The 22,751-nt window shown below is 61.2% G+C and carries 21 protein-coding genes; 5 read left to right on the top strand and 16 right to left on the bottom strand.

Features of this window, described 5'->3' with window-relative positions; genetic code table 11:
• Positions 1-12 precede the first annotated feature (12 nt).
• The 5 genes from ACSQ3J_RS03710 to ACSQ3J_RS03730 form a co-directional block, all read right to left on the bottom strand.
• Positions 13-720 carry an HAD family hydrolase gene (locus ACSQ3J_RS03710; protein WP_060504761.1) on the bottom strand — a complete coding sequence of 236 codons (708 nt, stop codon included), beginning with the start codon at positions 718-720 and terminating at the stop codon, positions 13-15.
• A gap of 23 nt (positions 721-743) precedes the next feature.
• Positions 744-2,057 (bottom strand): lipid IV(A) 3-deoxy-D-manno-octulosonic acid transferase, encoded by a 1,314-nt coding sequence (gene waaA / locus ACSQ3J_RS03715; protein WP_060504760.1) that lies wholly within the window; start codon positions 2,055-2,057, stop codon positions 744-746.
• A gap of 100 nt (positions 2,058-2,157) precedes the next feature.
• The gene (locus tag ACSQ3J_RS03720; RefSeq protein ID WP_060504759.1) at positions 2,158-2,394 is read right to left on the bottom strand and encodes a DUF4170 domain-containing protein; all 237 of its coding nucleotides are present in this window, start codon (positions 2,392-2,394) and stop codon (positions 2,158-2,160) included.
• A gap of 59 nt (positions 2,395-2,453) precedes the next feature.
• The gene (locus ACSQ3J_RS03725) at positions 2,454-3,266 is read right to left on the bottom strand and encodes a 3'(2'),5'-bisphosphate nucleotidase CysQ (protein WP_060504758.1); all 813 of its coding nucleotides are present in this window, start codon (positions 3,264-3,266) and stop codon (positions 2,454-2,456) included.
• A gap of 55 nt (positions 3,267-3,321) precedes the next feature.
• Complete coding sequence (locus ACSQ3J_RS03730; protein ID WP_060504757.1) at positions 3,322-4,668, bottom strand: TldD/PmbA family protein; 1,347 nt, start codon at positions 4,666-4,668, stop codon at positions 3,322-3,324.
• A gap of 170 nt (positions 4,669-4,838) precedes the next feature.
• Here ACSQ3J_RS03730 and ACSQ3J_RS03735 point away from each other — a divergent pair, with 170 nt between their 5' ends.
• Positions 4,839-6,698: a monovalent cation:proton antiporter-2 (CPA2) family protein gene (locus ACSQ3J_RS03735; RefSeq protein WP_436038663.1), complete on the top strand. Its 1,860-nt coding sequence runs from the start codon at positions 4,839-4,841 to the stop codon at positions 6,696-6,698.
• 6 nt (positions 6,699-6,704) lie between these two features.
• On the opposite strand, the gene ACSQ3J_RS03740 is transcribed toward ACSQ3J_RS03735, so the two are convergent.
• From ACSQ3J_RS03740 to ACSQ3J_RS03750, 3 genes are read right to left on the bottom strand one after another with little or no spacing between them, the layout of a single operon-like run.
• Positions 6,705-7,574: a patatin-like phospholipase family protein gene (locus ACSQ3J_RS03740; protein ID WP_436038664.1), complete on the bottom strand. Its 870-nt coding sequence runs from the start codon at positions 7,572-7,574 to the stop codon at positions 6,705-6,707.
• Between the two features lie 19 nt (positions 7,575-7,593).
• Complete coding sequence (rsmD, locus tag ACSQ3J_RS03745) at positions 7,594-8,154, bottom strand: 16S rRNA (guanine(966)-N(2))-methyltransferase RsmD (RefSeq protein ID WP_436038665.1); 561 nt, start codon at positions 8,152-8,154, stop codon at positions 7,594-7,596.
• A 6-nt stretch (positions 8,155-8,160) separates the two neighbouring features.
• On the bottom strand, positions 8,161-10,170 hold the full coding sequence (locus ACSQ3J_RS03750; RefSeq protein WP_436038666.1) for a pseudouridine synthase: 2,010 nt from the start codon (positions 10,168-10,170) through the stop codon (positions 8,161-8,163).
• 76 nt (positions 10,171-10,246) lie between these two features.
• Between ACSQ3J_RS03750 and ACSQ3J_RS03755 the strand changes: the two genes are divergently transcribed.
• Entirely contained in the window at positions 10,247-10,696 is a 450-nt protein-coding gene (locus ACSQ3J_RS03755; protein ID WP_436038667.1) for a nucleoside deaminase, read from the top strand.
• Positions 10,697-10,714: 18 nt separating this feature from the next.
• Here ACSQ3J_RS03755 and ACSQ3J_RS03760 read toward each other — a convergent pair whose 3' ends face one another.
• The 3 genes from ACSQ3J_RS03760 to ileS all read right to left on the bottom strand — a co-directional run bounded on the left by ACSQ3J_RS03760 (position 10,715) and on the right by ileS (position 14,851).
• Positions 10,715-11,191 carry a GNAT family N-acetyltransferase gene (locus ACSQ3J_RS03760; RefSeq protein ID WP_060504751.1) on the bottom strand — a complete coding sequence of 159 codons (477 nt, stop codon included), beginning with the start codon at positions 11,189-11,191 and terminating at the stop codon, positions 10,715-10,717.
• 6 nt (positions 11,192-11,197) lie between these two features.
• A complete protein-coding gene (locus ACSQ3J_RS03765; RefSeq protein ID WP_060504750.1) occupies positions 11,198-11,815 on the bottom strand; it encodes a hypothetical protein in 618 nt (205 codons plus the stop codon).
• Positions 11,816-11,950: 135 nt separating this feature from the next.
• Positions 11,951-14,851 (bottom strand): isoleucine--tRNA ligase, encoded by a 2,901-nt coding sequence (gene ileS, locus ACSQ3J_RS03770; RefSeq protein ID WP_060504884.1) that lies wholly within the window; start codon positions 14,849-14,851, stop codon positions 11,951-11,953.
• A 341-nt stretch (positions 14,852-15,192) separates the two neighbouring features.
• Between ileS and ACSQ3J_RS03775 the strand changes: the two genes are divergently transcribed.
• The gene (locus ACSQ3J_RS03775; RefSeq protein WP_060504749.1) at positions 15,193-15,444 is read left to right on the top strand and encodes a DUF1902 domain-containing protein; all 252 of its coding nucleotides are present in this window, start codon (positions 15,193-15,195) and stop codon (positions 15,442-15,444) included.
• Between the two features lie 254 nt (positions 15,445-15,698).
• On the opposite strand, the gene ACSQ3J_RS03780 is transcribed toward ACSQ3J_RS03775, so the two are convergent.
• The 5 genes from ACSQ3J_RS03780 to ACSQ3J_RS03800 form a co-directional block, all read right to left on the bottom strand.
• Complete coding sequence (locus ACSQ3J_RS03780) at positions 15,699-15,938, bottom strand: BrnA antitoxin family protein (RefSeq protein WP_060504747.1); 240 nt, start codon at positions 15,936-15,938, stop codon at positions 15,699-15,701.
• Between the two features lie 12 nt (positions 15,939-15,950).
• Positions 15,951-16,949 carry a bifunctional riboflavin kinase/FAD synthetase gene (locus tag ACSQ3J_RS03785; RefSeq protein WP_060504746.1) on the bottom strand — a complete coding sequence of 333 codons (999 nt, stop codon included), beginning with the start codon at positions 16,947-16,949 and terminating at the stop codon, positions 15,951-15,953.
• A gap of 46 nt (positions 16,950-16,995) precedes the next feature.
• On the bottom strand, positions 16,996-17,844 hold the full coding sequence (locus tag ACSQ3J_RS03790) for a TIGR01459 family HAD-type hydrolase (protein ID WP_060504745.1): 849 nt from the start codon (positions 17,842-17,844) through the stop codon (positions 16,996-16,998).
• A 124-nt stretch (positions 17,845-17,968) separates the two neighbouring features.
• Entirely contained in the window at positions 17,969-19,339 is a 1,371-nt protein-coding gene (chrA, locus tag ACSQ3J_RS03795; RefSeq protein ID WP_060504744.1) for a chromate efflux transporter, read from the bottom strand.
• Positions 19,332-20,165, bottom strand: coding sequence for a chromate resistance protein ChrB domain-containing protein (locus tag ACSQ3J_RS03800; protein WP_060504743.1), 834 nt, complete (start codon positions 20,163-20,165; stop codon positions 19,332-19,334). The genes chrA and ACSQ3J_RS03800 overlap by 8 nt, the downstream gene beginning before the upstream one ends.
• 269 nt (positions 20,166-20,434) lie before the next feature.
• Between ACSQ3J_RS03800 and groES the strand changes: the two genes are divergently transcribed.
• The gene (gene groES, locus ACSQ3J_RS03805; RefSeq protein ID WP_037105991.1) at positions 20,435-20,731 is read left to right on the top strand and encodes a co-chaperone GroES; all 297 of its coding nucleotides are present in this window, start codon (positions 20,435-20,437) and stop codon (positions 20,729-20,731) included.
• Positions 20,732-20,797: 66 nt separating this feature from the next.
• Entirely contained in the window at positions 20,798-22,441 is a 1,644-nt protein-coding gene (gene groL, locus ACSQ3J_RS03810; RefSeq protein ID WP_060504742.1) for a chaperonin GroEL, read from the top strand.
• The last annotated feature ends 310 nt before the right edge of the window (positions 22,442-22,751 follow it).

The following is a 22,751-nucleotide window of genomic DNA, read 5'->3' on the forward strand; positions in this document are numbered from 1 at the left end:
CTGGGGTGGGCGTTAGACCAGTACCGTCTCAAGTTCGGTGATGTCGTTCAAGCAATGATCCGATGCCGCCGCGAGCGATTGCGGCGAGCCGGTGCCAGTCAGAACGGCAACCGTCAGGCCGACACCAGCATTGCGGCCCATGTGCAGGTCGTGATTGTTATCACCGACGACGGCGACCTGGTGGGGCTCAAGCCCCGTCGCCGCGCAGAAACCGTGCACCATGCCCGGCTGGGGCTTGGTGCCGAACCCGCTGTCATAACCTGCGACATAGTGCAGGTACCCGTCGAAACCGAAACGCTTGGCGGTTTCGCGGATCGAGCGTTCATTGTCGCTGGAGGCGACGCCAAGACGATAGCCCTTGGCATGCAGATTGGCAAAGAACGTGGCGAGATCGGTGACCGGCACCGCATATCCAGCCGAATTGGAAAACAGTCCGTCGAGCTTCACCGTCAGTGCCTCAACCGTATAGGGCGCGCCCGCCGCGACCATGCCGGTGGCAATCTCCACGGTATTGCCTGCGGCCAGCAGGCTGTCGGGCAGGACGTGGCCGGTGTCGGGATCCATGCCACCGGCGACCAGCAGTCGCTTTGCCAGTTCGGCGTCGCCATTGGCGGCGATGCTGGCGACTTCATAGTTCACCGGCACCCAGCTCTTCACATAGTCGAGCAGCGTCCCGTCCTTGTCGAAGAGAATGCCGGAAATGGTCTTGTCGGTCGTCATGGATGCCCCACCGGAAGAAAGTGTCAGTTATCACCGCGTGGCTGCAGCCGCGCCTTCACCGTCAGCGGATTGATATAAGGCTCCAGGCCCCGGATCGTCGCCGACAGCGCTCCGCGCATTTCATGCACGGTTTCGAGCCCGGCATCGATCATCTTGCGACGAACCTCGTCGTTGACGAGAAGATAATTCACGCCCTTGGCCAACATCTCGACATCACGGATGATCTTGGCGCTGCCGTTCTTGGCGAGCATCTGGTAGGTATCGCGGAAATTCTGGACATTGCCGCCCGAAAGGATGGCGCAGCCAAGCATGGCCGGCTCCAGCGGGTTCTGCCCGCCTTCGCCAAACAACGAGCGGCCGACAAAGGCAACCTCGGTCAAACGCAGATAGAGCCCCATCTCCCCGATCGTATCTCCGAGAAAGATATCGGTTTCCGGCGTGATCGGGTCGTTGCGGGTGCGCCGCGCGACCGTCAGCCCCTTGGACGTGAGCATCGCCTCGATCGCATCGCAGCGCTCGGGATGGCGGGGTACAATGATGGTCAGGAGGCCGGTGCGTTCCTTCAGGGCGCGATGAACGATACCGGCGGCATTTTCCTCGCCCTCGAACGTGGAGATGGCAGCCCAGGTCTTGCGGTCACGAATTTGCTGGCGGTAGTGCTTCAGCGCCTGGTTGTCATACGGCGGCGCATCGGTATCGACCTTCAGATTACCCGACACCATGACCGGCAGCGCGCCGAGCGTGCGGAAGCGTTCAGCATCGGCCTCGGACTGGGCAATGACAAGCGCCAGGTTTTCAAAGAGCGCGTCAGCCAGCCAGAGGCGCTTCTTCCAGCGGCCGAAGGTCCGGTCCGACAGGCGGCCGTTGACGAGAACCTGTGGAATATGGCGCCGACCAAGCTCCATCATCGTCATCGGCCAGATCTCCGACTCCGCGATGATTGCCAGATCCGGCTCCCAATAATCGAGGAACCGGCTGACAGCCGGTTTGAAATCGAGCGGCACATATTGATGAATGACGCGTGAGCCGAGCCGATCGGCGACAATGCGCGCCGATGTCTTCGTACCCGTGGTCAAGACCACCGAGATGCCGCGGCGCGCGACTTCATTGATCAGCGGGATGATGGCAGTGGTTTCGCCGACGCTGGCCGCATGAAACCAGACCAGCGGCCCTTGCGGGCGTGGTGCGCTGGCATGGCCATAGCGCTCCTGGCGGCGGGCACTGTCTTCCTTGCCCTTGGCGGCCCGGGCGGCGAGGTAGCCCCAGACCAACGGATAGACCGCGGTGCCGATCCAGCGATAGCTGGACAGCGCCAGCCGGGCGAGCATACGGGTCATATGGACAGGCCCCCCGCGCAGCGGCGGCCACGAAGGCTATCCGCGTGTGCGGCGGCGGCCCGTTCAGCCGCGCGGTTTACCTGCCCAAAACGCCTTGGCATCAAGCCTGTTCCGGATCCAGCAGCCGGTGCATGTGCACGATGAAATAGCGCATATGGGCGTTGTCGACGGTCAACTGGGCCTTGGACTTCCAGGCCGTGAGGGCACTGTCATAGTCAGGGTAGATGCCGACGACATCGAGTTTTTCCAGATCGCGGAACTCAACACCGGTCAGCGTTGTCAGTTCACCGCCGAACACCAGATGCAGACGCTGCTTAGTTTCCAAATTCTGAGCCATCAGACCTTCCAATTTTCTTGTCGTATTTTCTTGTGGTTTGCGGCATTCAGCCGGAAAGGTCAATGGCCCTCCAGCCCCCGTGACGCGGCAATCAACGCCGGTAATGCAGGCTTTGCCGCCGCACACAGGACCGTATGGCGAACATTGGGGCGATTGTAGGAAAGCGGCTGTCCGTCCAGGTTAAAAACTGCCCCACCCGCCCGCTCCAGGATCAGATCGGCCGCTGCCAGATCCCAATCATGCGAATTCTTCTTGACGACAGTGCCGTCGATCCGGCCATCGGCGATCATCGCAATCCGGTAGGCCAGCGACGGCACATGGGGGATGCGCGACACGCTGGCCCGGAAGCCGGGCTCCAGCAAGCCGACGGTTTCTTCGGCAAGTGCAATCCGCAACATCTCCGCGCCCATCGGCCTGACGGTAATCGGTTCGCCGTTCTTCAGCACCTCGCCCGACGCTGTCGCCTGAAACAGTTCGCCAAGCGCCGGAGCGAAAAGAACGCCAGCGACAGGCCGGCCAAGATGCACGACAGCGACGCTGACGCACCAGACATCCTTGCCGGCGATAAAGGCGCGAGTGCCATCGATCGGATCGACAACGAAGACGGTATCGCAGCCGAGCCTCGCCTCGTCATCGTCGGTTTCCTCCGACAGCCAGCCATAGTTTGGCCGGGCTGCCAGAAGCTTTTCCTTGAGGATATCGTTGGCAGCGAAATCCGCCTCGCTGACAGGCGAGCGGCCGCCGTTCTTCCACTGGACGTCCGGATCCTTGCGGAAGTAGGACATCGCCTTTTCACCCGCAGCCTTCGCCGCCATCGTGATCAACTCCAGATCACTGGACCATTGCTCCGGCGATGGGCGAACGGCATTCATGTCAAACTTCCGTTTCCCGCGGCATCCGCCGCGTTAAAGATGCGTGTAGTAGCGCTTACTTACCGGCGAGCGTCATGCCTTCAATAGCAAGCGTCGGGGCAGCTATGCCGAACTTGCGGTCAATATCGTCGGCAAGCGTGATGGCAAAGAACATCTGCTTGAGATTGGAAGCAATCGTTACCTCCGAGACCGGGAAGGTCAATTCGCCATTCTCGATCCAGAAACCGGATGCACCACGGCTGTATTCGCCGGTCAGCATATTGACGCCCTGACCGATCAGTTCGGTCACATAAAAACCCGTTCCGATGCTGCGGATCAGGTCTTCGCGCGAGATATTGCCGGGTTCCAGCGCAAAGTTGGTCGCAGAAGGGGAGACCGCGGTGCCGCCGCGCACGCCGCGCCCGTTGGTCTCCAGACCCAATTCCCGGCCGGTCGATGTGGACAGGAACCACTGCTGCAGCACGCCATCCTCGATCATCGACAATTTCTGCCCGGTGACACCTTCGCCGTCGAACGGGCGGGACGACGAACCGCGCACCACCAACGGATCATCGGTGACCGTAATCCCGGCCTTCATCACCGGCTTTCCCATCATGTCGCGCAGGAACGAGGTCTTGCGGGCAACCGACGCACCATTGATCGCACCGGCAATGTGTCCGGCAAAACCGCGCGACATGCGCGGATCAAACACGACAGTGACGTTTTTCTGCGTCGGCACCTGGCGCGGACCAATGCGCGCAACTGCCCGTTCGCCAGCCGTGCGGCCGATCTCGGCTGCGGATTTCAGGTCGGCGAAATAAAGGCGGCTGTCGAAGTCGTAGTCGCGCTCCATCTTGGTGCCGTCGCCGGCAATGGCGCTGACGGAACGGCCGAAACGCGTGCCCATATAGGCACCGGAAAAACCATGCGACGTGACCAGTACTAGGCCGCCCATGCCGGCGGAGGCGCCTGCACCGCTGGAGTTGGTAACGCCGCTGACGGCAAGCGCTGCCTCTTCAGCCTCGAGTGCTGCAGCGGTCAACGTTTCCGTCGAGACTTCCGTTGAATCGTAAAGTTCGAGGTCAGGGTAGGATTTTGCCAGCCGCTCGCTGTCTGCAAGGCTTGCATACGGGTCTTCAGGAGAGGCCTTGGCCATCGCCACGGCACGCTCGGCCAAGACCTTGAGATCGAACCCCGGATTGGCAGAAACGCTGGCGACACGACGGCCAACGAAAACCCGCAACGAGAAATCATCACTTTCCGAGGCATCGGTGCCCTCGACCTTGCCGAGGCGAACGGAAACGGACCGTGAGCGTCCCCGGACCACCACGGCATCCGCCTGGTCGGCCCCCGCTTTCAGCGCCAAATCGATGAGCGCTGCCGCCCTTGTCTGCAGAACACCGGAATCGATAATATCGGACATGATTTAGCCTTTCATTCCCGCTCCATTTATTGTGCAGTAGGACCGGCATCAAGGGCATATCCTGATTCTTGATCGCCGCCTCCGGCCAAATGCCGAATTTAGGGCGACTCCTGCCCGCCCAGACACGCCAGAGCTGCAACATGCAGCTGCGCGCCAGGAAAGAACACGTAATGTCGACGACACCCGCCCTTACCTCACAGGCTCTGCTCTTGCTCGGCGGCGCCGTCGCGGCAGCGCCGATCTTCAAGAAACTCGGGCTCGGCACCGTTCTCGGCTATCTTGCGGCCGGTATCATCATCGGCCCGCTGCTCCACCAGATCAGCGATGGCGAGCAGATCCTCGGATTTGCCGAGCTCGGCGTTGTCTTCCTGCTTTTCCTCATCGGACTGGAGCTGAAGCCATCCCGGCTCTGGCAGATGCGGCGCGATATCTTTGGGCTTGGCACCGCACAGGTCCTTGTGACCGGCACCGTGATCTCGGCGATCGTTTTCTGCAGCGGCCTGTTGGACTGGAGCGGCAGCATCATCACCGGTTTCGGACTGGCGCTGTCATCGACGGCCTTTGCGCTGCAGATTCTCGATGAAAAAGGCGATACCAATACGCGCTACGGTCAGCGTGCCTTTTCCGTCCTCCTCTTGCAGGATCTGGCGATCGTGCCGCTTTTGGCACTCATCCCACTGGTCGCGCTACAGGCCCCTGAAGATACGACACCGCCGCTTCAGGATTTCGCCGTAGCCATTGGCGCAATCCTGATCCTGGTCATTGCCGGCCGCTATCTGCTCAACCCACTCTTCCAGGTCATTGCCCGCACCGGGGCGCGCGAAGTCATGATCGCAGCAGCGCTGCTTATCGTCCTGGGGGCCGCCACGCTGATGCAGCTCGCAGGGCTTTCCATGGCGATGGGAGCCTTTCTCGCCGGCGTGCTTCTGGCGGAGTCGTCCTATCGGCATGAGCTCGAAGCCGATATCGAGCCTTTCCGCGGACTGCTGCTCGCCCTGTTTTTCATGGCGGTCGGGCTGTCACTGGACCTGCGTGTCATCACCGGAAACTATGTGTTGATCCTGATTGCCGTCCCCTTGCTGATGCTGGTCAAGGCCGTGGCTATCTATACGCTCTGCCGGGTCACTGGCTCGCCGCACAATGATGCCGTGCGCATCGGCTTGCTCCTGCCACAGGGAGGTGAATTCGGCTTCGTGCTGTTCACGGCGGCGGCCACTGCAGGCGTGTTTCCCGACAGCTGGGCCTCGCTGCTGATTGTCGTCGTTACCCTGTCGATGGCGCTGACGCCTGCGGCCTCCGCCTTGGCCGGGCTGCTCATGCAGGATCAGGAAGAAGCAACGGAAGAGCTGGAAGAGGATTTCGACGGCGCCGGTGCCGATGTGCTGATGATCGGGTTCTCCCGCTTCGGCCAGATCGCCTCGCAGATCCTTCTGGCAGGTGGCCGAGAAGTGACGATCATCGATCATTCCGCCGCCCGCGTCCGGCAGGCGGCGACTTTCGGATTCCGCATCTATTTCGGCGATGGAACACGGCTGGACGTGCTGCGCGCGGCCGGGATCGAGCGAGCCAAGATCGTCGCCATCTGCACCCAGAAACAGGCAATCACCGACAGGATCGTCGACATGGTGCAGGCGGAATATCCGAATGCCCGGATTTACGCACGCGCCTATGACCGGCTGCATACCCTGTCGTTGCGCGCCCGCGGCGTCGATTACGAGTTGCGCGAGACGTTCGAGTCCGGCTTGGTGTTCGGCCGCAAGACGCTGGAAGGATTGGGGATCGCCGACAACGAGGCGCAAGAAATCATGAACGATATTCGCCGCCGCGACGAGGCCCGGCTGGTGGTGCAGGAAGCAGAGGGCATCAGCGCCGGGCGTGACATGCTGCATTTCGAACCGGTCAAGCCAGAGCCACTGATCAAGCCGAAGCGCGAGACAGCGTCCTCGCTGGCAGCCGATGACGATATCCTGCCGTCAGGCCCTGCCAGCAAGGCAAAGCCTGCAAACGACGTTCTGGCCGGAGCCGATTGATCCGTCTCAGCCACGGGCTCTCGCGCTGAAGGCGGCATCAAGCGCCGTCTTCAGCTGATCCTTCACGGCAGCAGTCGCGGTCAGCACTTCCTGCGCCTTCAAGAAATCCATCACCCGAAAACGATTGACCTCCGGGCGCAGCAGAATGTGCGGCGGATGCGCCTTCACCTTCATGGCAATGATCGATTGCATCATCAGCTGGCTTGCGCCGAACAGACTGTCGATGCGGCTCGGCATGGTCTCGCCGTCGCCATCCGGGCCGCCGACCACGTCGACGCCAATGACGATATCGGCACGGCCCATCAGGTGATCGAAGGGAACCGGATTGTAAATGCCACCATCGATCATCACGCGCCCGTTAATCCGGACGGGCATGAACATGGCCGGGATTGCCGCCGATGCAGCCAGAGCTTGATGAAGATCGCCGCTCTGGCAGACATGTTCCGCCTGCCCGTAATAATCCGTCACGGCAATCTGCAGCGGAATACCGAGTTCGCCAAAGTCTTTCGGGATCGCCTCCGGCAGGAAAGCGGGCAGAATTCTCTCCAGATTGAACTGCCCGAACCGGAAGCCACCGGCCACGGCCTGCGTGAAGCTCGACGGGCGTAGACTCCAGAGGCGGTTGACGATTTCCTTGCGGCGGCCAACGGTCGCAAGCGTATGGTCGCGGATGTCGGCACCTGTGAGGCCCGCCGCCATGCCAGCCCCCATGATCGCCCCAATGGATGAGCCAGCAATGGCAACGGGGCGAATACCGAGTTCGTTCAGCGTCTCGATGACGTGAATATGGGCGAGGCCGCGCGCGCCACCACCGCCAAAGGCGATTGCAACGGTCGGATCCGCCGATTTTTTCAATGTTTCGAAGCCTTGCGTCATGCTCAGCGTCTTTCCGGTATCACGCGGCGCGGTAACGGTAGAAATGCATCTTGGTTTCGCCGAACAGGCGGTCGTCGATGAAGTCGAAACCAGTCTGCAAGACGGGATGCACATCGGCCCGCTCTTCGAGCACGGCAAGTGCTCCCGGCACCAGCCAGCCGCCACTCGCAGCCGACGCAAGTGCCTTTTCTCCGAGGCCCTTGCCATAGGGCGGATCGGCAAACAGGAAATTGAACGGCTCGACGGTGCCGGCCGGACCGAGATCAGTCGCATCGCGGCGGAAGACACGCGCCCGGCCTGTCAGGCCGAACGCTTCGATATTGGTACGAAGGAGCCCCCTACCCTCAGCGCCCATTTCAACGAACAGTGCCTGGCGGCAGCCGCGCGACAGGGCTTCAAGCCCGACCGCACCGGTGCCGGCAAAGAGATCGAGAACGCGCCCACCGCTGAGCGCTTCCGGATAGGAATGGCTCAGGATGTTGAACAGGCTTTCGCGCGTCCGGTCCGTGGTCGGCCGGATGTCGTTGGAATTGGGCGTTGCGAGCCCGCGCCCGCGAAACTCGCCACCGACGATCCGCACCGGCGCTTAGTTCCCGCGTCCGCGTGGCTTGCCACCACCGGCCGGACGGCCCCCCGAAGGCTTGCCGCCACCCGTGCCGGGCTTGCGCGGACCACCAGTCTTGGCGCCGAACGGCTTTGCGCCACCCGGCTTGCCGCCAAACGATTTTCCACCGAAAGGCCGGTCGCCAGAGGGCTTGCCACCGAACGGACGGTCACCGTCGCGACGCGGCGGGCGGTCGCCCTGGGGACGATCCCCACGCGGTGGACGATCACCGAAATCACGCGGCTTGCGGTCGCCATCCTCACGCGAGAACGACTTTTCACCAAAGGGCTTGCGCGGACGGTCGCCTTGCGGGCGATCACCGGCAGGCCGATCGCTTCTGGGCCGGTCGGAGAACGAACGGGCACCTTCGGCACGCGGCTTGCGATCACCGAACGGCTTGTCGCCATCGCGCCGCGGCGGACGATCCCCCTGCGGACGATCGCCACGCGGGGCGCGGTCGCCAAAACTGCGGCCACCACGATCATCACCCCCGGAACGCCTGCGGTCGCCGCCACGGCCTTCATCGCGGCTTGGCTCGTCGGTTGCGCGGATCCAATCGTTGTCGTCGGAATCACGAGTCACGATCACACGCGGACCACGATCAGGACGGTCGTAGACCGACGCCTTCTTGCGGTCCGGATCGAACTTCCTGTTGGACTTGGTAGCGACGCCGTCCTTGTTGCGGCCGTAGCGCTTGCTCGTCGGCGCGCCTTCCGGGCGCTCGCGGCGGACCGGCTTCTCGGCAGTATCGGCAGCCTGTGCGTCCTTCGGCTTCTTTTCCGCCAGCGGCTTGGCGCCGGGCGCCATCCAGACATTGGCCTTGCGGGCGCGGAAACCCGGTTCACGCTTCGGCTCGTCGAATTTCGCAGCCGGCGCATCACGTCCGCCACGGTCATTGCGGTCGCCACGGCCGCCGCTGCGGTCATCACGCCGTGTTGTATCCAGGCGCGACAGCGCCCGCTCGCGCTTGTCGCCGGCCTTTTCCTTGAAACCACCGCGTTCGCGGGCTTCCGGCTTTCCGGCGGCCCATTCGTTCTTCTGCGGCTTTTCGTCTTCGGCGGCTGCAGCGTCGAAGATCGGCGCATCGAAATTCGCCTTGGCATCCTCGATCAGGCGCGGACCGAGCTGGTCGCGCAGCGTGCGGCCACGGATTTCCTGCGCCTGGCCTTCCGGCAGTTCGCCGAGCTGGAACGGACCGTAGGAAATGCGGATCAGCCGGTTCACGTCGAGGCCCAGCGCGCCCATGACGTTCTTGATTTCGCGGTTCTTGCCTTCGCGCAGGCCCATGGTGATCCAGACGTTGGAACCCTGAACCTTGTCGAGCGTCGCATCGATGGCGCCATAGAGCACGCCGTCGACGGCAATGCCGTCCTTCAGCTTGTCGAGCGCCGCCTGGTCGATCGAACCATGCGCGCGGACGCGGTAGCGACGCAGCCAGCCAGTGGCGGGCAGTTCGAGAACACGCGCCAGACCACCATCATTGGTAAGCAGCAGCAGGCCTTCGGTGTTGATGTCGAGACGGCCGATGGACAGGACGCGCGGCAGGTCTTCCGGCAAGTTGTCAAAAACCGTCGGGCGGCCTTCCGGATCGGAATTGGTGGTCACCAGGCCCGACGGCTTGTGATAGAGCCACAGGCGCGTACGCTCGATGCCGCGGATTGGCTGGCCATCCACTTCGATGTGATCGGCGAGCGTCGCGTTGACGACCGGGCTGTCGAGCAGCTTGCCATTCAGCGAAACGCGGCCTTCCATGATCATCCGCTCAATGTCGCGGCGCGAGGCCACGCCGGCGCGCGCCATGATCTTGGAAATGCGCTGCGGCACATCGGCGCCGACGGTTTCTGCCGCCGCCGACCGTGGCTTGCGCGGCTTTTCCGTTTCGTTCGTTTCGCCCGAATGATCGGCAGCGGTCTTGCGCGCGCCGGTATAGGGCTTCTTGTCGGACCGTGCGGGCTTGCCGCCAGGCCGCTGGGGCTTGTCTTTGAATGTCATTTGTGTTGCCTGCCTTTTGGGCTGTCCTATCAGGTCACGGCCCTTGGGTTAAGAGAAATTATCGCAGGTCTCAACGATGGCTGAAACGAGCCGGTTTATGGATTTGGCCTTGGAAGAAGCCAGAATGGCGGCGGCGCGTGGCGAAGTGCCGGTTGGCGCCGTCCTTGTCGTCAATGGCGCAGTCATCGCCAGCGCCGGAAACCGCACGCGCGAGCGCAACGATGTCACCGCGCATGCCGAAATCGAAGTGATCCGCGCGGCAGCGAGCGCCATCGGGGCAGAACGGCTAAACGGTGCCGATCTCTACGTGACGCTGGAGCCCTGCACCATGTGCGCGGCAGCCATTTCGTTTGCCCGTCTGCGCCGGGTATATTATGGCGCCGAAGATCCGAAGGGCGGCGGCGTCGACAATGGCGTCCGCTTCTTCCATCAACCGACCTGCCATCATGCGCCGGATGTGTATTCCGGTCTTTCCGGTCAGAGTGCGGCAGATATCCTCAGGGCGTTCTTTGCCGGAAGACGCTAAACAGCCAAACAGGAAATCCTATCCGGCAGCAAAGCTTTCAAGAGCCGCGCCGGACAGGCGATAGCGTGTCCATTCCGACAGCGGCTCGGCGCCGATTGCCTCATAGGCCTTGATCGCCGGCTCGTTCCAGTCGAGCACGCTCCACTCGAAGCGGCCGCATCCCTTCTCGACCGCGATCTGCGCCAGATAGCGCAGCATCGTGCGCCCGGCGCCCGATCCGCGCTGGTCCGGCGTGATATACAGGTCTTCGAGATAAAGCCCGTTGCGCGCCAGCCATGTGGAATAGCTGAAGAACCACACGGCGAAACCGACGGGAACGCCATCGCGCTCGCAGATCGCCGCATGCGAAACGGAATTTTCGCCGAACAGCGAAGAGGTGACCGACTGAACGGTCGCCTCGACCTCGTGGCCGGCCTTCTCGTAGATTGCCAATTCGGTGATGAAACGCAGGATCGTGCCTGCGTCGTCAGGTGTGGCCGCGCGGATCTTGAACATGCCGGATCAGAAAACCTGGTACCACTTCTTGCCGCTGCCCTTGATCGCGGCTTCCTTCTTGCGGCGGCGCTCCTTGACCTGTTCCGGCTCGCCCAGATCCGCCGTCGCCTCTTCCGGCAGCTTGCGGTATTCGAGCGGCGGGTCGCTGAGGAACCGGCGCTTGTCGGCATAGGCGCCCATCTGGATCTTGCGGGCCTCGCGATAGGCCTGTGTCTGCTCGCTCTTGGTCAAGGCCCGACCGTTGGCACTCGCCTTGGCCAGCGGCGAAACGTAGTTCGGATTATCGGCATTGGCGTCGGCTTCCTCGCGCAGACGCTGGCGCGTGTCTTCCGGCGATTCGAGCCACTGCGGATTGTCTTTGGTCGCCAGGTTTTGCTGCGGCTGCACGAGTTGCGCCGTTTCGCTCGAGGGCGGCAACACCAGGCCGGGGCGCGGCTGATACTTGACGTTGTTGGGATTGGACGGCGCGATGCTGACTGCACTGCCAAGGTCATCGACCAGATGCTCGCCGGCGGTCTTGTCCGTGCCGTAGGTCGGGCCGCCGATGCAGCCGGTCAAGACAAAGCTGCCGGTTACAATGCCGAACAGGCCGGCATACAGTCGAAACTCTCGCGTCATTCCCATGAAAACCCTTCCAGCGGTGCCGGCACGATCGATACTTGAGCGGCATTGCTGCGCCCATGACGGATAAATCCGCCGATTTTCAGGCAGGTTTACCGGATGAACCGCAATTACGCAATTCATCCGGTAAACAATCCCTTAAGAAGCGTATCCGAGCTCGCGAAGCGCAATGGCATCGCGGGCGGAGACATCGGGGAATGCCGGATCGGAGCCGACATCGGCCGTGATGCGCCAGGACCGGGCGCATTTGACGCCTTCGGCAAGCACGGGCTCGACGCTGACTGATGCCAGATCGCCAAGCGAGAAGGCGCCGGCCGGTCCCATGCCCGCAACGATGGTGACGCCGGAAGTGATGCAGATTTCTGCAAAATCCTGACCATCCAATGCCTGCATCAGATCCGCATCGGCAACGTGCACCACCGGGGCCGCTTCCAGCGAAGAGCCGATCCGCTTGTCGCGGCGCTCGATTTCCAGAGCACCGGTGACGGCGCGGCGAACGTCGCGGATCTTCTTCCACTTCTCGGCCAGAGCCTCGTCGCGCCACTCGGCCGGCACGATCGGGAACTGTTCCAGATGCACGGAGACCGCAGACGGATCACGCGACAACCAGGCCTCTTCCGTGGTGAAGGGCAGCATCGGCGCAAGCCAGGTCACGAGGCACTCGAACAGCTTGCGGATGACCGCAAGCGAGGCACGGCGACGCAGGCTCGACGGCGCGTCGCAATAGAGCGCGTCCTTGCGGATATCGAAGTAGAAGGCCGAGAGCTCGACATTCGAGAAGTCGATCAGCGCGCGGGCGATCTTCTTGAAGTCGAAGGCGTCGTAGCCCTCGCGTACCAACTGGTCGAGTTCGGCCAGGCGATGCAGCATCAGGCGTTCGAGTTCGGGCATGTCAGCGAGAGCGATCTCCTCGCCCTTGTCATGGGCGAGCGTGCCGAGCATCCAGCGGATGGTGTTGCGTAGCTTGCGGTACGCATCGACATTGGTCTGGATGATCGTCTTGCCGAGACGCTGGTCCTCCCAATAATCCGTGGTCATGACCCAGAGACGCAGGATATCGGCGCCAGAATCCTTCATCACGTCCTGCGGCGAGACGACGTTGCCAAGCGACTTCGACATCTTCTGGCCCTTTTCGTCCATGGTGAAGCCATGGGTGATGACCGTATCGTAGGGCGCGCGGCCGCGGGTGGCGGCGGATTCGAGCAGCGAGGAATGGAACCAGCCGCGATGCTGGTCGGAACCTTCCAGATAGACGTCCGCCGGCCATTTCAGGTCCGGGCGGTCTTCCAGCGTGAAGGTGTGGGTCGAGCCACTGTCAAACCAGACGTCAAGGATGTCCATGACCTGTGTCCACTTGGATGCGTCATGCTTGTTGCCGAGGAAACGCTCCTTGGCACCGGCGGCAAACCAGGCATCCGCACCTTCGGCATCGAAGGCCTCGAGGATGCGGGCATTGACCTCGGCATCCTGCAGGACATTGCCTTCTTCGTCGGCAAAGACGCAGATCGGCACGCCCCAGGCGCGCTGACGCGACAGAACCCAGTCCGGGCGCTGTTCGATCATGGCGCGCAGGCGGTTCTGGCCGGCAGCCGGCACGAAACGGGTGTCGTCGATCGCGGTCAGGGCGCGGGTGCGCAGCGTCGTGCCGTCCGTCAGGTCCTTGTCCATATAGACGAACCACTGCGGCGTATTGCGGAAGATGATCGGCTTCTTGGAGCGCCAGCTGTGCGGATACTGGTGCTTCAGGCGGCCGCGGGCAAACAGCGCGTTGCGCTCGATCAGCGCCTTGATGACGCGGTCGTTGGCATCACCCTTCTTGCCGTTGTCGTCCATGACGCGGGCGCCCTCAAAACCGGGAGCGTCGGCGGTGTAGGTGCCCGAGTCATCGACCGGGAACGGGATGCGCGTGTCGATGCCACGGGCTTCGAGTTCCTTGACGCCCGACATCCAGGCCTCGAAGTCTTCGCGGCCGTGCGACGGCGCGGTGTGGACGAAGCCAGTACCGGCATCGTCAGTGACGTGATCACCTGGGAGGAGTGGGACGACGAAGTCGTAGCCGAGATCCTTGAGTGGGTGGGCAGCCGTGAGACCCGCAAGATCGTCTGCCGACACGTCGAGCAGACGCTTGAACGTCAGCTTGGACTTGGCGGCGGATTCGTCTGCAAGCGCATCGGCGAAGATCAGCTTCTCGCCCGGACGCGGACCAAAGTCGTTCTCGGCAGCCGTCACTTCGTACAGGCCATAGGAGACCTTCGGCGAATAGGCGACGGCGCGGTTGCCCGGGATCGTCCAGGGCGTAGTCGTCCAGATGACAACATGGGCGCCGACGAGAGCCGGCGCACCGGCAGCCACCGGGAACTTCACCCAGATCGCATCGCTCTCATATTCATGATACTCGACCTCGGCTTCCGCCAGCGCCGTGCGCTCGACAACCGACCACATGATCGGCTTAGAGCCTCGGTAGAGCTGGCCGCTCATGGCGATCTTCAGGAGTTCGCCGGCGATGCGGCTTTCCGCGTGAAAATTCATCGTCAGGTACGGATTGTCGAAATCGCCGATGATGCCGAGGCGCTTGAACTCGTCGCCCTGGATCTTGATCCATTTTTCAGCGTAGGCGCGGCATTCCTTGCGGAACTCGATCATCGCGTCCGGCTGCTTCAGGTCTGGCTTGGCCTTGCCCTTGGCCCGGTAGTTTTCCTCTTCGATCTTCCACTCGATCGGCAGACCGTGGCAATCCCAGCCCGGAACATAGTTACTATCATAGCCGCGCATCTGGAACGAGCGGGTGATGACGTCTTTCAGGATCTTGTTCAGCGCGTGGCCGATGTGGATGTTGCCGTTGGCATAGGGAGGGCCGTCATGCAGGACGAACTTTTCGCGGCCAGCGGCGGAAGCCCGCAGCTTCTTGTAGAGGTCCATCTCACGCCAGCGGGCAACCGTTTCCGGCTCCTTCTGCGGCAGGCCGGCGCGCATCGGAAATTCGGTTTCCGGCAGATAGAGGGTCTTGGAATAATCGAGCTTTTCAACGGTATCGGTCATGGTTTCAGCAATCATATCTGGGCGCGTGTCGCCGCGCGTGCGAACGGGATATCATAAGGGAAACGGTGGCGTTCAGGCCGAACGCCGAAAACCCGGACCTTCCGGCTGCAGTCAGAGCGCTCAGAAGGCCGGGCCAATAATTCGCTGATCACGTATCAATCGACGATATCGGGTCATGGTGGCCGGTTGTTTAAGCGGTTTTTGCGCGAAAAGGAAGATGACAACGGCAAAGTTTCAAAGAACGATATGGTTCATTGTGATGAAACGTAATTTCCACTGCATTATATGATATTGGATCAGATAGCGCATCGCCGATAGCAAGGTCGAAACGGGAGCAACAGATGGTCAAGCGGACATTTTTTGTAAAGGCGGTCTGGGACCCTGAGGCAATGGTGTTTTATTCGGAAAGCGACATCGAAGGTTTCCACATCGAAGCCACCACGATCGACGAGTTCGAAGAGATTATTTTCGGTACGGCGATCGACCTGATTGTGGCGAACCATATCAGCCTGCCCGACCTTGCCGGAACGCCGTTACGTGACCTCATTCCAGCCATTCTCTGGCAGAGACCAGCGTTTCCGGTGGCGGCATAATGGTGCAAGGATACTACAGGCTGGTCTGTGATATCCTCCTTGCCCTCGGCTACGAATATCTAACAAATGCCAAAGGCTCACACGAGAAATGGCAATCGCGTGCCACCGGTAAAATGGTGCTCGTTCCGCGAAATTTGAAAAGCCGCCATACTGCGAACGCCATTCTCAAGACTGCGGGATCCGACCGCAAGCTTTGATACGGCCTCACTGGAAGCGACGAAGCGAACCGTATCGGACAAATCGGATAAGCTGACTCAGTCCTTCGGATTCGCCTGCATTGCGGCGCGCAGTGCATCGTTGATGCGGTCCTGCCAGCCGGGGCCATCGTCCTGGAAATAATGCAACACGGCGCTGTCGAGCTTGATCGACACCAGTTCCTTGGTTTCCGGCAGAGCGCGCTTTTCGACGGCTGGTGCCGGTGCCTTCTTGGCCGGTTTGAACAGGGCCTCTGCAGCATCCATGGCGCTGACGGGCCGGCGGGGCGTGGTAGCCATCGGCATTATCCTTTAGGAATTGGCATCCGGACCGAATGCGATTTTGCTGTCGATCACACTGAGCGGCTTGACGCCGGAAAGCAAGGCGCGGGCTTCCGCATCATCCTGCTTCATCTGCACCACCAGCGGATCGAGACCATCGAACTTCAGCTCATCGCGCAGATGGCCGAAGAAGGAGACCGAACAGATTTCACCATAGAGATCGCCGGAGAAATCGAAGACGAAGGTTTCGAGCAGGGCAATGCCGTCGCTATCGACCGTCGGGCGCTTGCCGAAGCTCGCCACACCATCATGAAGGCTGCCATCGGCGCGGCGGAAGCGCACGGCGTAGATACCGTTGCGCAATTCAACTTCCGGCGGCAGCTGCATGTTGGCGGTGGGATAACCCAGCGTGCGGCCAAGCTTCTTGCCGCCGATGACTTCCGCTTCCACCGTATAGCGGTAGCCGAGCAGACCGGCCGCCTGGGTGACATCGCCCTCGCCCAGCAATCCGCGAATATGGCTGGAGGAGATCACCGAGGCGTTCTCATCCCGAAACGCATCGACCAGCGTCACGCCAAAGCCGTTTTCGCCACCGGCAGCCATGAGGAAGGCAGGGCCGCCTTCCCTGCCCTTGCCGAAATGGAAATCGAAACCGGTGACCACATGGCTCGCATGCAGCCAGTCCATCAGGATGGAGCGGATGAAATCGGATGCGGACAGCTGCGAGAACGTCTTGTCGAACGGATATTCGATGACGGCGGAAAAACCCATGCCTTCAAGGATGCGTGCCTTCAGCGGTGCCGGCGTCAGCCGGAATACCGGCTGGTCCGGCCGGAAGACGCTGCGGGGATGCGGCTCGAAGGTGAGAACCAGCGCCGGAACGCCCCGCGCCTGCGCTTCTTCCAGCGCCCGGTTCAGAACCGATTGATGACCACGATGCACGCCATCGAAATTACCGATGGCGATGACGCCGCCGCGCAGCGCTTCGGGAAGAGGTTCGCGGGTCTCGTTGCGATGAAAAACTGTCATGTCCGTTCGCCAGTCGTCTCTCGTGCGGGCCGATCGCGCCAATCCGTCAAGCCAGTCTCGGCATCCACCATTTTGGCGTGACGCCTTCGTTTTTCAAGAATGCCGTCAGCTTGGATTCGTCGGTCTTTTCACCGGTCATATATTCGGCGGCGTGAATGCCCGCGCTGATATAAAGGACGTCGAGACCGAAATCCTGCGCGCCCTTGACATCCGTCGGCATGCCGTCACCAATCGCGATCACCCGTGACAGGTCGAGCCCGCCGCGCGCGGCCTTGGCTTCCGTCAGGGACGCCCGGTAAATCGGCACATAAGGTTTTCCGGAAATCCGGGTTTCGCCGCCAAGTTCTTCGTAAACCTTGGCAATGGCGCCAGCGCACGGAATGAGCTTGTGGCCACGCTCCACCACCAGATCCGGATTGGCGCAGATGAACGGCACCTTGCGCCTGGCAAGGCCGGTCAGCGTTGCGCGGTAATCCTCGGCAGTCTCGCTTTCGTCGTCAAAAAAGCCGGCGCAGACAATGATCTCGGCCTCCTCGGAGGAAACCATGCTGACGCCCAGGCCTTCGAGCAGCGGCAGGTCCTTTTCGGCGCCGATGAAATAGATCTTCTTCGGGCCGGCCGAAATCAGTGCGCGGGTGACATCGCCTGACGTGACGATCCGGTCATAGGCGCTGTCCGGCACGCCAAGGCCGCGGATCTGGACGATGACGCCGGGATGCGGGCGGGGCGAGTTGGTGATCAACACGACGGTCAGCCCCTTGGCGCGCGCTTCCGTCAGCGCCACGCAGGCGCCTTTGAACGCCTCGACGCCATTGTGCAGCACGCCCCAGACATCGCAGAGCACGACGTCATAACGGCTGGCAATGTCGCGAAAACTGTTGATCCGAACGGCCATGCTGGCTTCCCGCAGAAAAGAAATGGTCGGGCTGACATCGCAGGCAGACGTTAAAAACACAAGTCTCCATGGGAAAAATGGCGGCGGAATTCCAAGGTTTCCGGCGCGCAACGGGATCGAACCACTAAAATCCGCGGATCAGCCAACCGGCGGCCGCGCAGAGGACAAGCGTTGTCACGACGCCGCGCTTGAAGAAAAACAGCAGCGCGGCTGCCAGAAGTGCCAGGCAGAAGGACGGTAGCTGGAAGGTCTGCCAGACGGGGAGCGGCATGGAAACAGGCCCTGCAGCAAAGCGCTCCACGCTGGAAAAGAGAACGTGCAGACCGAACCAGATGGCCAGATTGAGGATAACGCCGGTGACCGCTGCCGAAATGGCCGCCAGCGCGCCGGACAAAGCCCTGTTGTTGCGCAAGGCCTCGACATAAGGAGCGCCCAGAAAAATCCAGAGGAAACAGGGCACGAAAGTCACCCATGTGGCGAGCGTCGCCCCGAGCAGGCCGGACATAAGCGGATCGAGCCCGAGCGGTGCACGGAAGGCCGCCATGAAGCCGACGAAGGACAGTACCAGCACCAACGGTCCCGGCGTAGTTTCGGCCAACGCCAGACCATCCAGCATCTCGCCGGGCTTGAGCCAATGATAGGTCTCGACCGCCTGCTGCGCGACATAGGCAAGAACCGCATAGGCCCCACCGAAGGTCACCACGGCCATCTTGGAGAAGAACAGCCCGATGGCGCTGTAAACGGTGTCAAATCCAAGCATCACACCGATGACGGCGAACGGCGCGATCCACAGCGCCAGCCAGGTGGCAAGAAGCTGAAACGTGCGGCCCCAGCTTGAAGCACCATCGGGAAAGCTGCTGTCGATGACCGACGGTTTATCGGCAAGTATCTGCTTTGCCGCCGCCGCCATGGCTTTTTCGCCAGTTGCGGGCTGCAGGCGCGTGGCAAGATATCCGGCAATGCCGGCCGCCAGCACGACAAGCGGGAATGGCAGATCAAAAAAGAACAGGGCTGCGAAGGCGAACGCTGCAACGATGAGCGCAAAGCGGGTTTTGAGCGCGCGGCGGCCGACGCGGATGACCGCCTCGACGACGATGGCCAGCACCGCCGCCTTCAGCCCGAAGAACAGGCTTGTCAGCCAGTCGGTCTCATGAAACAGCGCATAGGCCGACGACAAGCCGAGGATGACGAAAAAGCCCGGCAAAATGAACAGCAACCCGGCAACGATGCCACCGCGTGTGCCGTGCAGCAGCCAGCCGATATAGGTGGCAAGCTGCTGCGCCTCCGGCCCCGGCAGGAGCATGCAGAAATTCAGCGCATGCAGGAACCGGCTCTCGGAGATCCAGCGGCGTTCCTCCACCAACTCCCTATGCATCAATGCGATCTGCCCGGCCGGGCCGCCAAAACTGAGCAAACCGATCTTCGCCCAGACTTTGGTGGCTTCGCCGAATGTCGGATGCGATGGCGGCAGGATGACGGTTACCGCCTCATTCATGGCCTTTGGCCTTCTTCGCGATGTGCTGCACCCATTCGTGCTTTTCCTGTGTGGCGTCGCGCGCCCAGCGATAGAAGGCATCGTAGAGCGTCATGCCCGCTTCCAGCTGTTCCAGATCGTCGGCGAACATCCGCGAGAAACCGAGCGACGCCGCGAGCAGTCCGGCGGCTTCGGAAACCAGATCGAGCCTGTCGGTGTCGGCGGCGCGGACGATCAGGGCGAGATGCTGAAGTGCCGGAAATGCCAGACCAAATTCCTTGACCATCGTATCGAAGGTGCAGTTCTCTCCCCTGTGGCTCCAGAAGACATTTTCCACATCAAACGGTGTTGCATCGAAACGATCTGCTACGGCCTCAACCTCAGGGGCAGCGACAAAGAGGAATGTCGCGGCCGGATCGACGAAGCGGCGAATCAGCCACGGGCAAGCAATACGATCGATCTTGGGGCGAGAGCGCGTGACCCAGACTGTTCCGCCATTCGTGTTTTCACCCGGTAGGGCAGCGACTGGAACGAGCGGCAGGCGAGCAGCCTGCCAGGCTTCGAATCCGCCTTCCAGCGTCTCTGCCGTGGCACCGGCATTTCTGAGCCATGCAGCGACGCCTTCGGAGAGCTTCTTACCCTTCTGGCAAATCACAACCACCCAGCGACCGCGATAATCCGCCCCCCATCGCCGCACGTCGGCGTAAGGACGCCGGAAAGACGATGGGACAAGAAACGGCTGGGCGGCGAAGTCTTCATCGTCGCGCACATCTATGACGACCGGCCCTTTGGCCGTGCCGATCAGGCGGGCAAGTTTTTCGGTGGAAATAGCGTTATACGAGGCCATGGTTTACGTCCTTTTCGTGGGATTGGACGCGAAGTGATGGCATGACGCCTCGTGGGGCAGTTCGCAGACCCCATGCGCAAGTTAGACAAAAAAGCGGAAACCAAGTCAACCATATTTCCCGATGCAAAGAATCTTGCCGGGCCGTTCTTGACTCACCTCGATGCCGTCCTTATCTCCAAGCCGCTAGCACTCAAGCAATAGGAGTGCTAACATCCATCCATCGGATCGCAAAGACGGTCCGTGAAGTCATTTGATCGAGGGATTAGACAATGACAAGCACCAATTTCCGCCCGCTACATGACCGCGTCGTTGTACGTCGCGTCGAGTCTGAAGCCAAGACCAAGGGCGGCATCATCATTCCGGATACCGCCAAGGAAAAGCCGCAGGAAGGCGAAATCGTCGCTGTTGGCACCGGTACCCGTGACGACAAGGGCACGCTCATCGCGCTCGACGTCAAGGCTGGCGATCGCGTTCTGTTCGGCAAGTGGTCGGGCACCGAAGTCAAGCTCAACGGCGAAGACCTTCTGATCATGAAGGAAGCCGACATCATGGGCATCATCGGCTGATTTAGCCGGTTCCCGCCTTTTCACTTTCCATAAAACCAATTGGGCACCAGCCCGGGAGTTTTTAACATGGCAGCCAAAGAAATTAAGTTCGGCCGTACCGCGCGCGAAAAGATGCTGCGCGGCGTCGACATCCTCGCAGACGCAGTGAAGGTAACGCTGGGTCCTAAGGGCCGCAACGTCATCATCGACAAGTCCTTCGGCGCACCGCGCATCACCAAGGACGGCGTTTCCGTCGCCAAGGAAATCGAACTTGAAGACAAGTTCGAGAACATGGGCGCGCAGATGGTCCGTGAAGTTGCTTCGAAGACCAACGACATCGCCGGCGACGGCACCACGACTGCTACCGTTCTTGCGCAGGCCATCGTTCGCGAAGGCGGCAAGGCCGTTGCAGCCGGCATGAACCCGATGGACCTGAAGCGCGGCATCGACCTCGCAGTCGCAGCCATCGTCAAGGACCTCGTTGCCAAGGCAAAGAAGATCAGCACTTCGGACGAAGTGGCCCAGGTCGGCACGATCTCCGCCAACGGCGAAAAGGAAATCGGCCAGTACATCGCTGAAGCGATGCAGAAGGTCGGCAATGAAGGCGTCATCACGGTTGAAGAAGCCAAGACCGCCGAAACCGAACTCGAAGTCGTCGAAGGCATGCAGTTCGACCGCGGCTACCTCTCGCCCTACTTCGTGACCAACCCGGAAAAGATGGTTGCCGAACTGGAAGACGCTTACATCCTTCTCCATGAGAAGAAGCTCTCCAACCTGCAGGCGATGCTTCCGGTTCTCGAAGCCGTCGTTCAGACCGGCAAGCCGCTCCTCATCATCTCGGAAGACGTTGAAGGCGAAGCTCTTGCTACGCTGGTCGTCAACAAGCTGCGTGGCGGCCTGAAGATCGCTGCCGTCAAGGCTCCTGGCTTCGGCGATCGCCGCAAGGCCATGCTCGAAGACATCGCGATCCTGACCGGTGGCCAGGTCATCTCCGAAGACATCGGCATCAAGCTGGAAAACGTCACGCTCGAAATGCTCGGCCGTGCGAAGAAGGTTTCGATCTCGAAGGAAAACACCACGATCGTCGACGGTTCCGGCAAGAAGGCTGAAATCGAAGGCCGCGTTGCCCAGATCAAGGGCCAGATCGAAGAAACCACTTCGGACTACGACCGCGAAAAGCTGCAGGAACGCCTTGCCAAGCTCGCTGGTGGCGTTGCCGTCATCCGCGTCGGCGGTGCGACTGAAATCGAAGTCAAGGAAAAGAAGGACCGTATCGACGACGCGCTCAACGCAACGCGCGCCGCTGTTCAGGAAGGTATCGTTCCTGGCGGTGGTACGGCTCTGCTCCGCGCCTCGATCGTTCTCGACCTCAAGGGCGCAAACGACGATCAGACCGCCGGTATCAGCATCATCCGCAAGGCACTTCAGTCGCTGGTTCGCCAGATCGCTGAAAACGCAGGCGACGAAGGCTCGATCATCGTTGGCAAGATCCTCGAAAGCAACACCGACAACTTCGGCTACAACGCCCAGACCGGCGAATTTGGCGACATGATCGCCATGGGTATCGTCGATCCGGTCAAGGTTGTCCGTACGGCTCTGCAGAACGCAGCTTCGGTTGCCTCGCTGCTGATCACCACGGAAGCCATGATTGCCGAACTGCCGAAGAAGGAAGCTGCCGGCGGCGGCATGCCTGACATGGGCGGCATGGGTGGCATGGGCGGCATGATGTAATAAGGCGTTTGCCTTATTACCAATGACGACCATCGATCTTTCCGGGTTTCCGGATTGAGAAGGGGCAGGCCGCAAGGTCTGCCCTTTTTTCGTTCGCACCAAACAGAGTTGCGGACGACATCACGCCCCTCCCCTCAGGCGCATTGCACGAACCTCAATATCATGCTCTGATTGTACGGTGACCGAACCGGTGCAATCGGGAATATTTATCTCGGATCACAAAATATTTCTCAAAAGACCATTGAAGCCAGAGAAAAAGCAATTATAACAACGCTCCAAGTGAACCCCAGATTCACAGGGATCAAGAACT

Source organism: Rhizobium sp. LjRoot98 (assembly GCF_964252935.1).
GTDB lineage: Bacteria > Pseudomonadota > Alphaproteobacteria > Rhizobiales > Rhizobiaceae > Pararhizobium.

What these genes read in the sequence shown, in the direction of transcription:
- ACSQ3J_RS03725 (WP_060504758.1), bottom strand. Translation starts at nt 3,266, where the DNA reads ATGAATGCCGTTCGCCCATCGCCGGAGCAATGGTCCAGTGATCTGGAG.
- ACSQ3J_RS03755 (WP_436038667.1), top strand. Translation starts at nt 10,247, where the DNA reads ATGGCTGAAACGAGCCGGTTTATGGATTTGGCCTTGGAAGAAGCCAGA.
- ACSQ3J_RS03710 (WP_060504761.1), bottom strand. Translation starts at nt 720, where the DNA reads ATGACGACCGACAAGACCATTTCCGGCATTCTCTTCGACAAGGACGGG.
- ACSQ3J_RS03765 (WP_060504750.1), bottom strand. Translation starts at nt 11,815, where the DNA reads ATGGGAATGACGCGAGAGTTTCGACTGTATGCCGGCCTGTTCGGCATT.
- ACSQ3J_RS03750 (WP_436038666.1), bottom strand. Translation starts at nt 10,170, where the DNA reads ATGACATTCAAAGACAAGCCCCAGCGGCCTGGCGGCAAGCCCGCACGG.
- ACSQ3J_RS03780 (WP_060504747.1), bottom strand. Translation starts at nt 15,938, where the DNA reads ATGGCTACCACGCCCCGCCGGCCCGTCAGCGCCATGGATGCTGCAGAG.
- ACSQ3J_RS03790 (WP_060504745.1), bottom strand. Translation starts at nt 17,844, where the DNA reads ATGGCCGTTCGGATCAACAGTTTTCGCGACATTGCCAGCCGTTATGAC.
- ileS (WP_060504884.1), bottom strand. Translation starts at nt 14,851, where the DNA reads ATGACCGATACCGTTGAAAAGCTCGATTATTCCAAGACCCTCTATCTG.
- groL (WP_060504742.1), top strand. Translation starts at nt 20,798, where the DNA reads ATGGCAGCCAAAGAAATTAAGTTCGGCCGTACCGCGCGCGAAAAGATG.
- ACSQ3J_RS03735 (WP_436038663.1), top strand. Translation starts at nt 4,839, where the DNA reads ATGTCGACGACACCCGCCCTTACCTCACAGGCTCTGCTCTTGCTCGGC.
- ACSQ3J_RS03760 (WP_060504751.1), bottom strand. Translation starts at nt 11,191, where the DNA reads ATGTTCAAGATCCGCGCGGCCACACCTGACGACGCAGGCACGATCCTG.
- ACSQ3J_RS03775 (WP_060504749.1), top strand. Translation starts at nt 15,193, where the DNA reads ATGGTCAAGCGGACATTTTTTGTAAAGGCGGTCTGGGACCCTGAGGCA.
- chrA (WP_060504744.1), bottom strand. Translation starts at nt 19,339, where the DNA reads ATGAATGAGGCGGTAACCGTCATCCTGCCGCCATCGCATCCGACATTC.
- groES (WP_037105991.1), top strand. Translation starts at nt 20,435, where the DNA reads ATGACAAGCACCAATTTCCGCCCGCTACATGACCGCGTCGTTGTACGT.
- ACSQ3J_RS03730 (WP_060504757.1), bottom strand. Translation starts at nt 4,668, where the DNA reads ATGTCCGATATTATCGATTCCGGTGTTCTGCAGACAAGGGCGGCAGCG.
- waaA (WP_060504760.1), bottom strand. Translation starts at nt 2,057, where the DNA reads ATGACCCGTATGCTCGCCCGGCTGGCGCTGTCCAGCTATCGCTGGATC.
- ACSQ3J_RS03800 (WP_060504743.1), bottom strand. Translation starts at nt 20,165, where the DNA reads ATGGCCTCGTATAACGCTATTTCCACCGAAAAACTTGCCCGCCTGATC.
- ACSQ3J_RS03740 (WP_436038664.1), bottom strand. Translation starts at nt 7,574, where the DNA reads ATGACGCAAGGCTTCGAAACATTGAAAAAATCGGCGGATCCGACCGTT.
- ACSQ3J_RS03720 (WP_060504759.1), bottom strand. Translation starts at nt 2,394, where the DNA reads ATGGCTCAGAATTTGGAAACTAAGCAGCGTCTGCATCTGGTGTTCGGC.
- ACSQ3J_RS03785 (WP_060504746.1), bottom strand. Translation starts at nt 16,949, where the DNA reads ATGACAGTTTTTCATCGCAACGAGACCCGCGAACCTCTTCCCGAAGCG.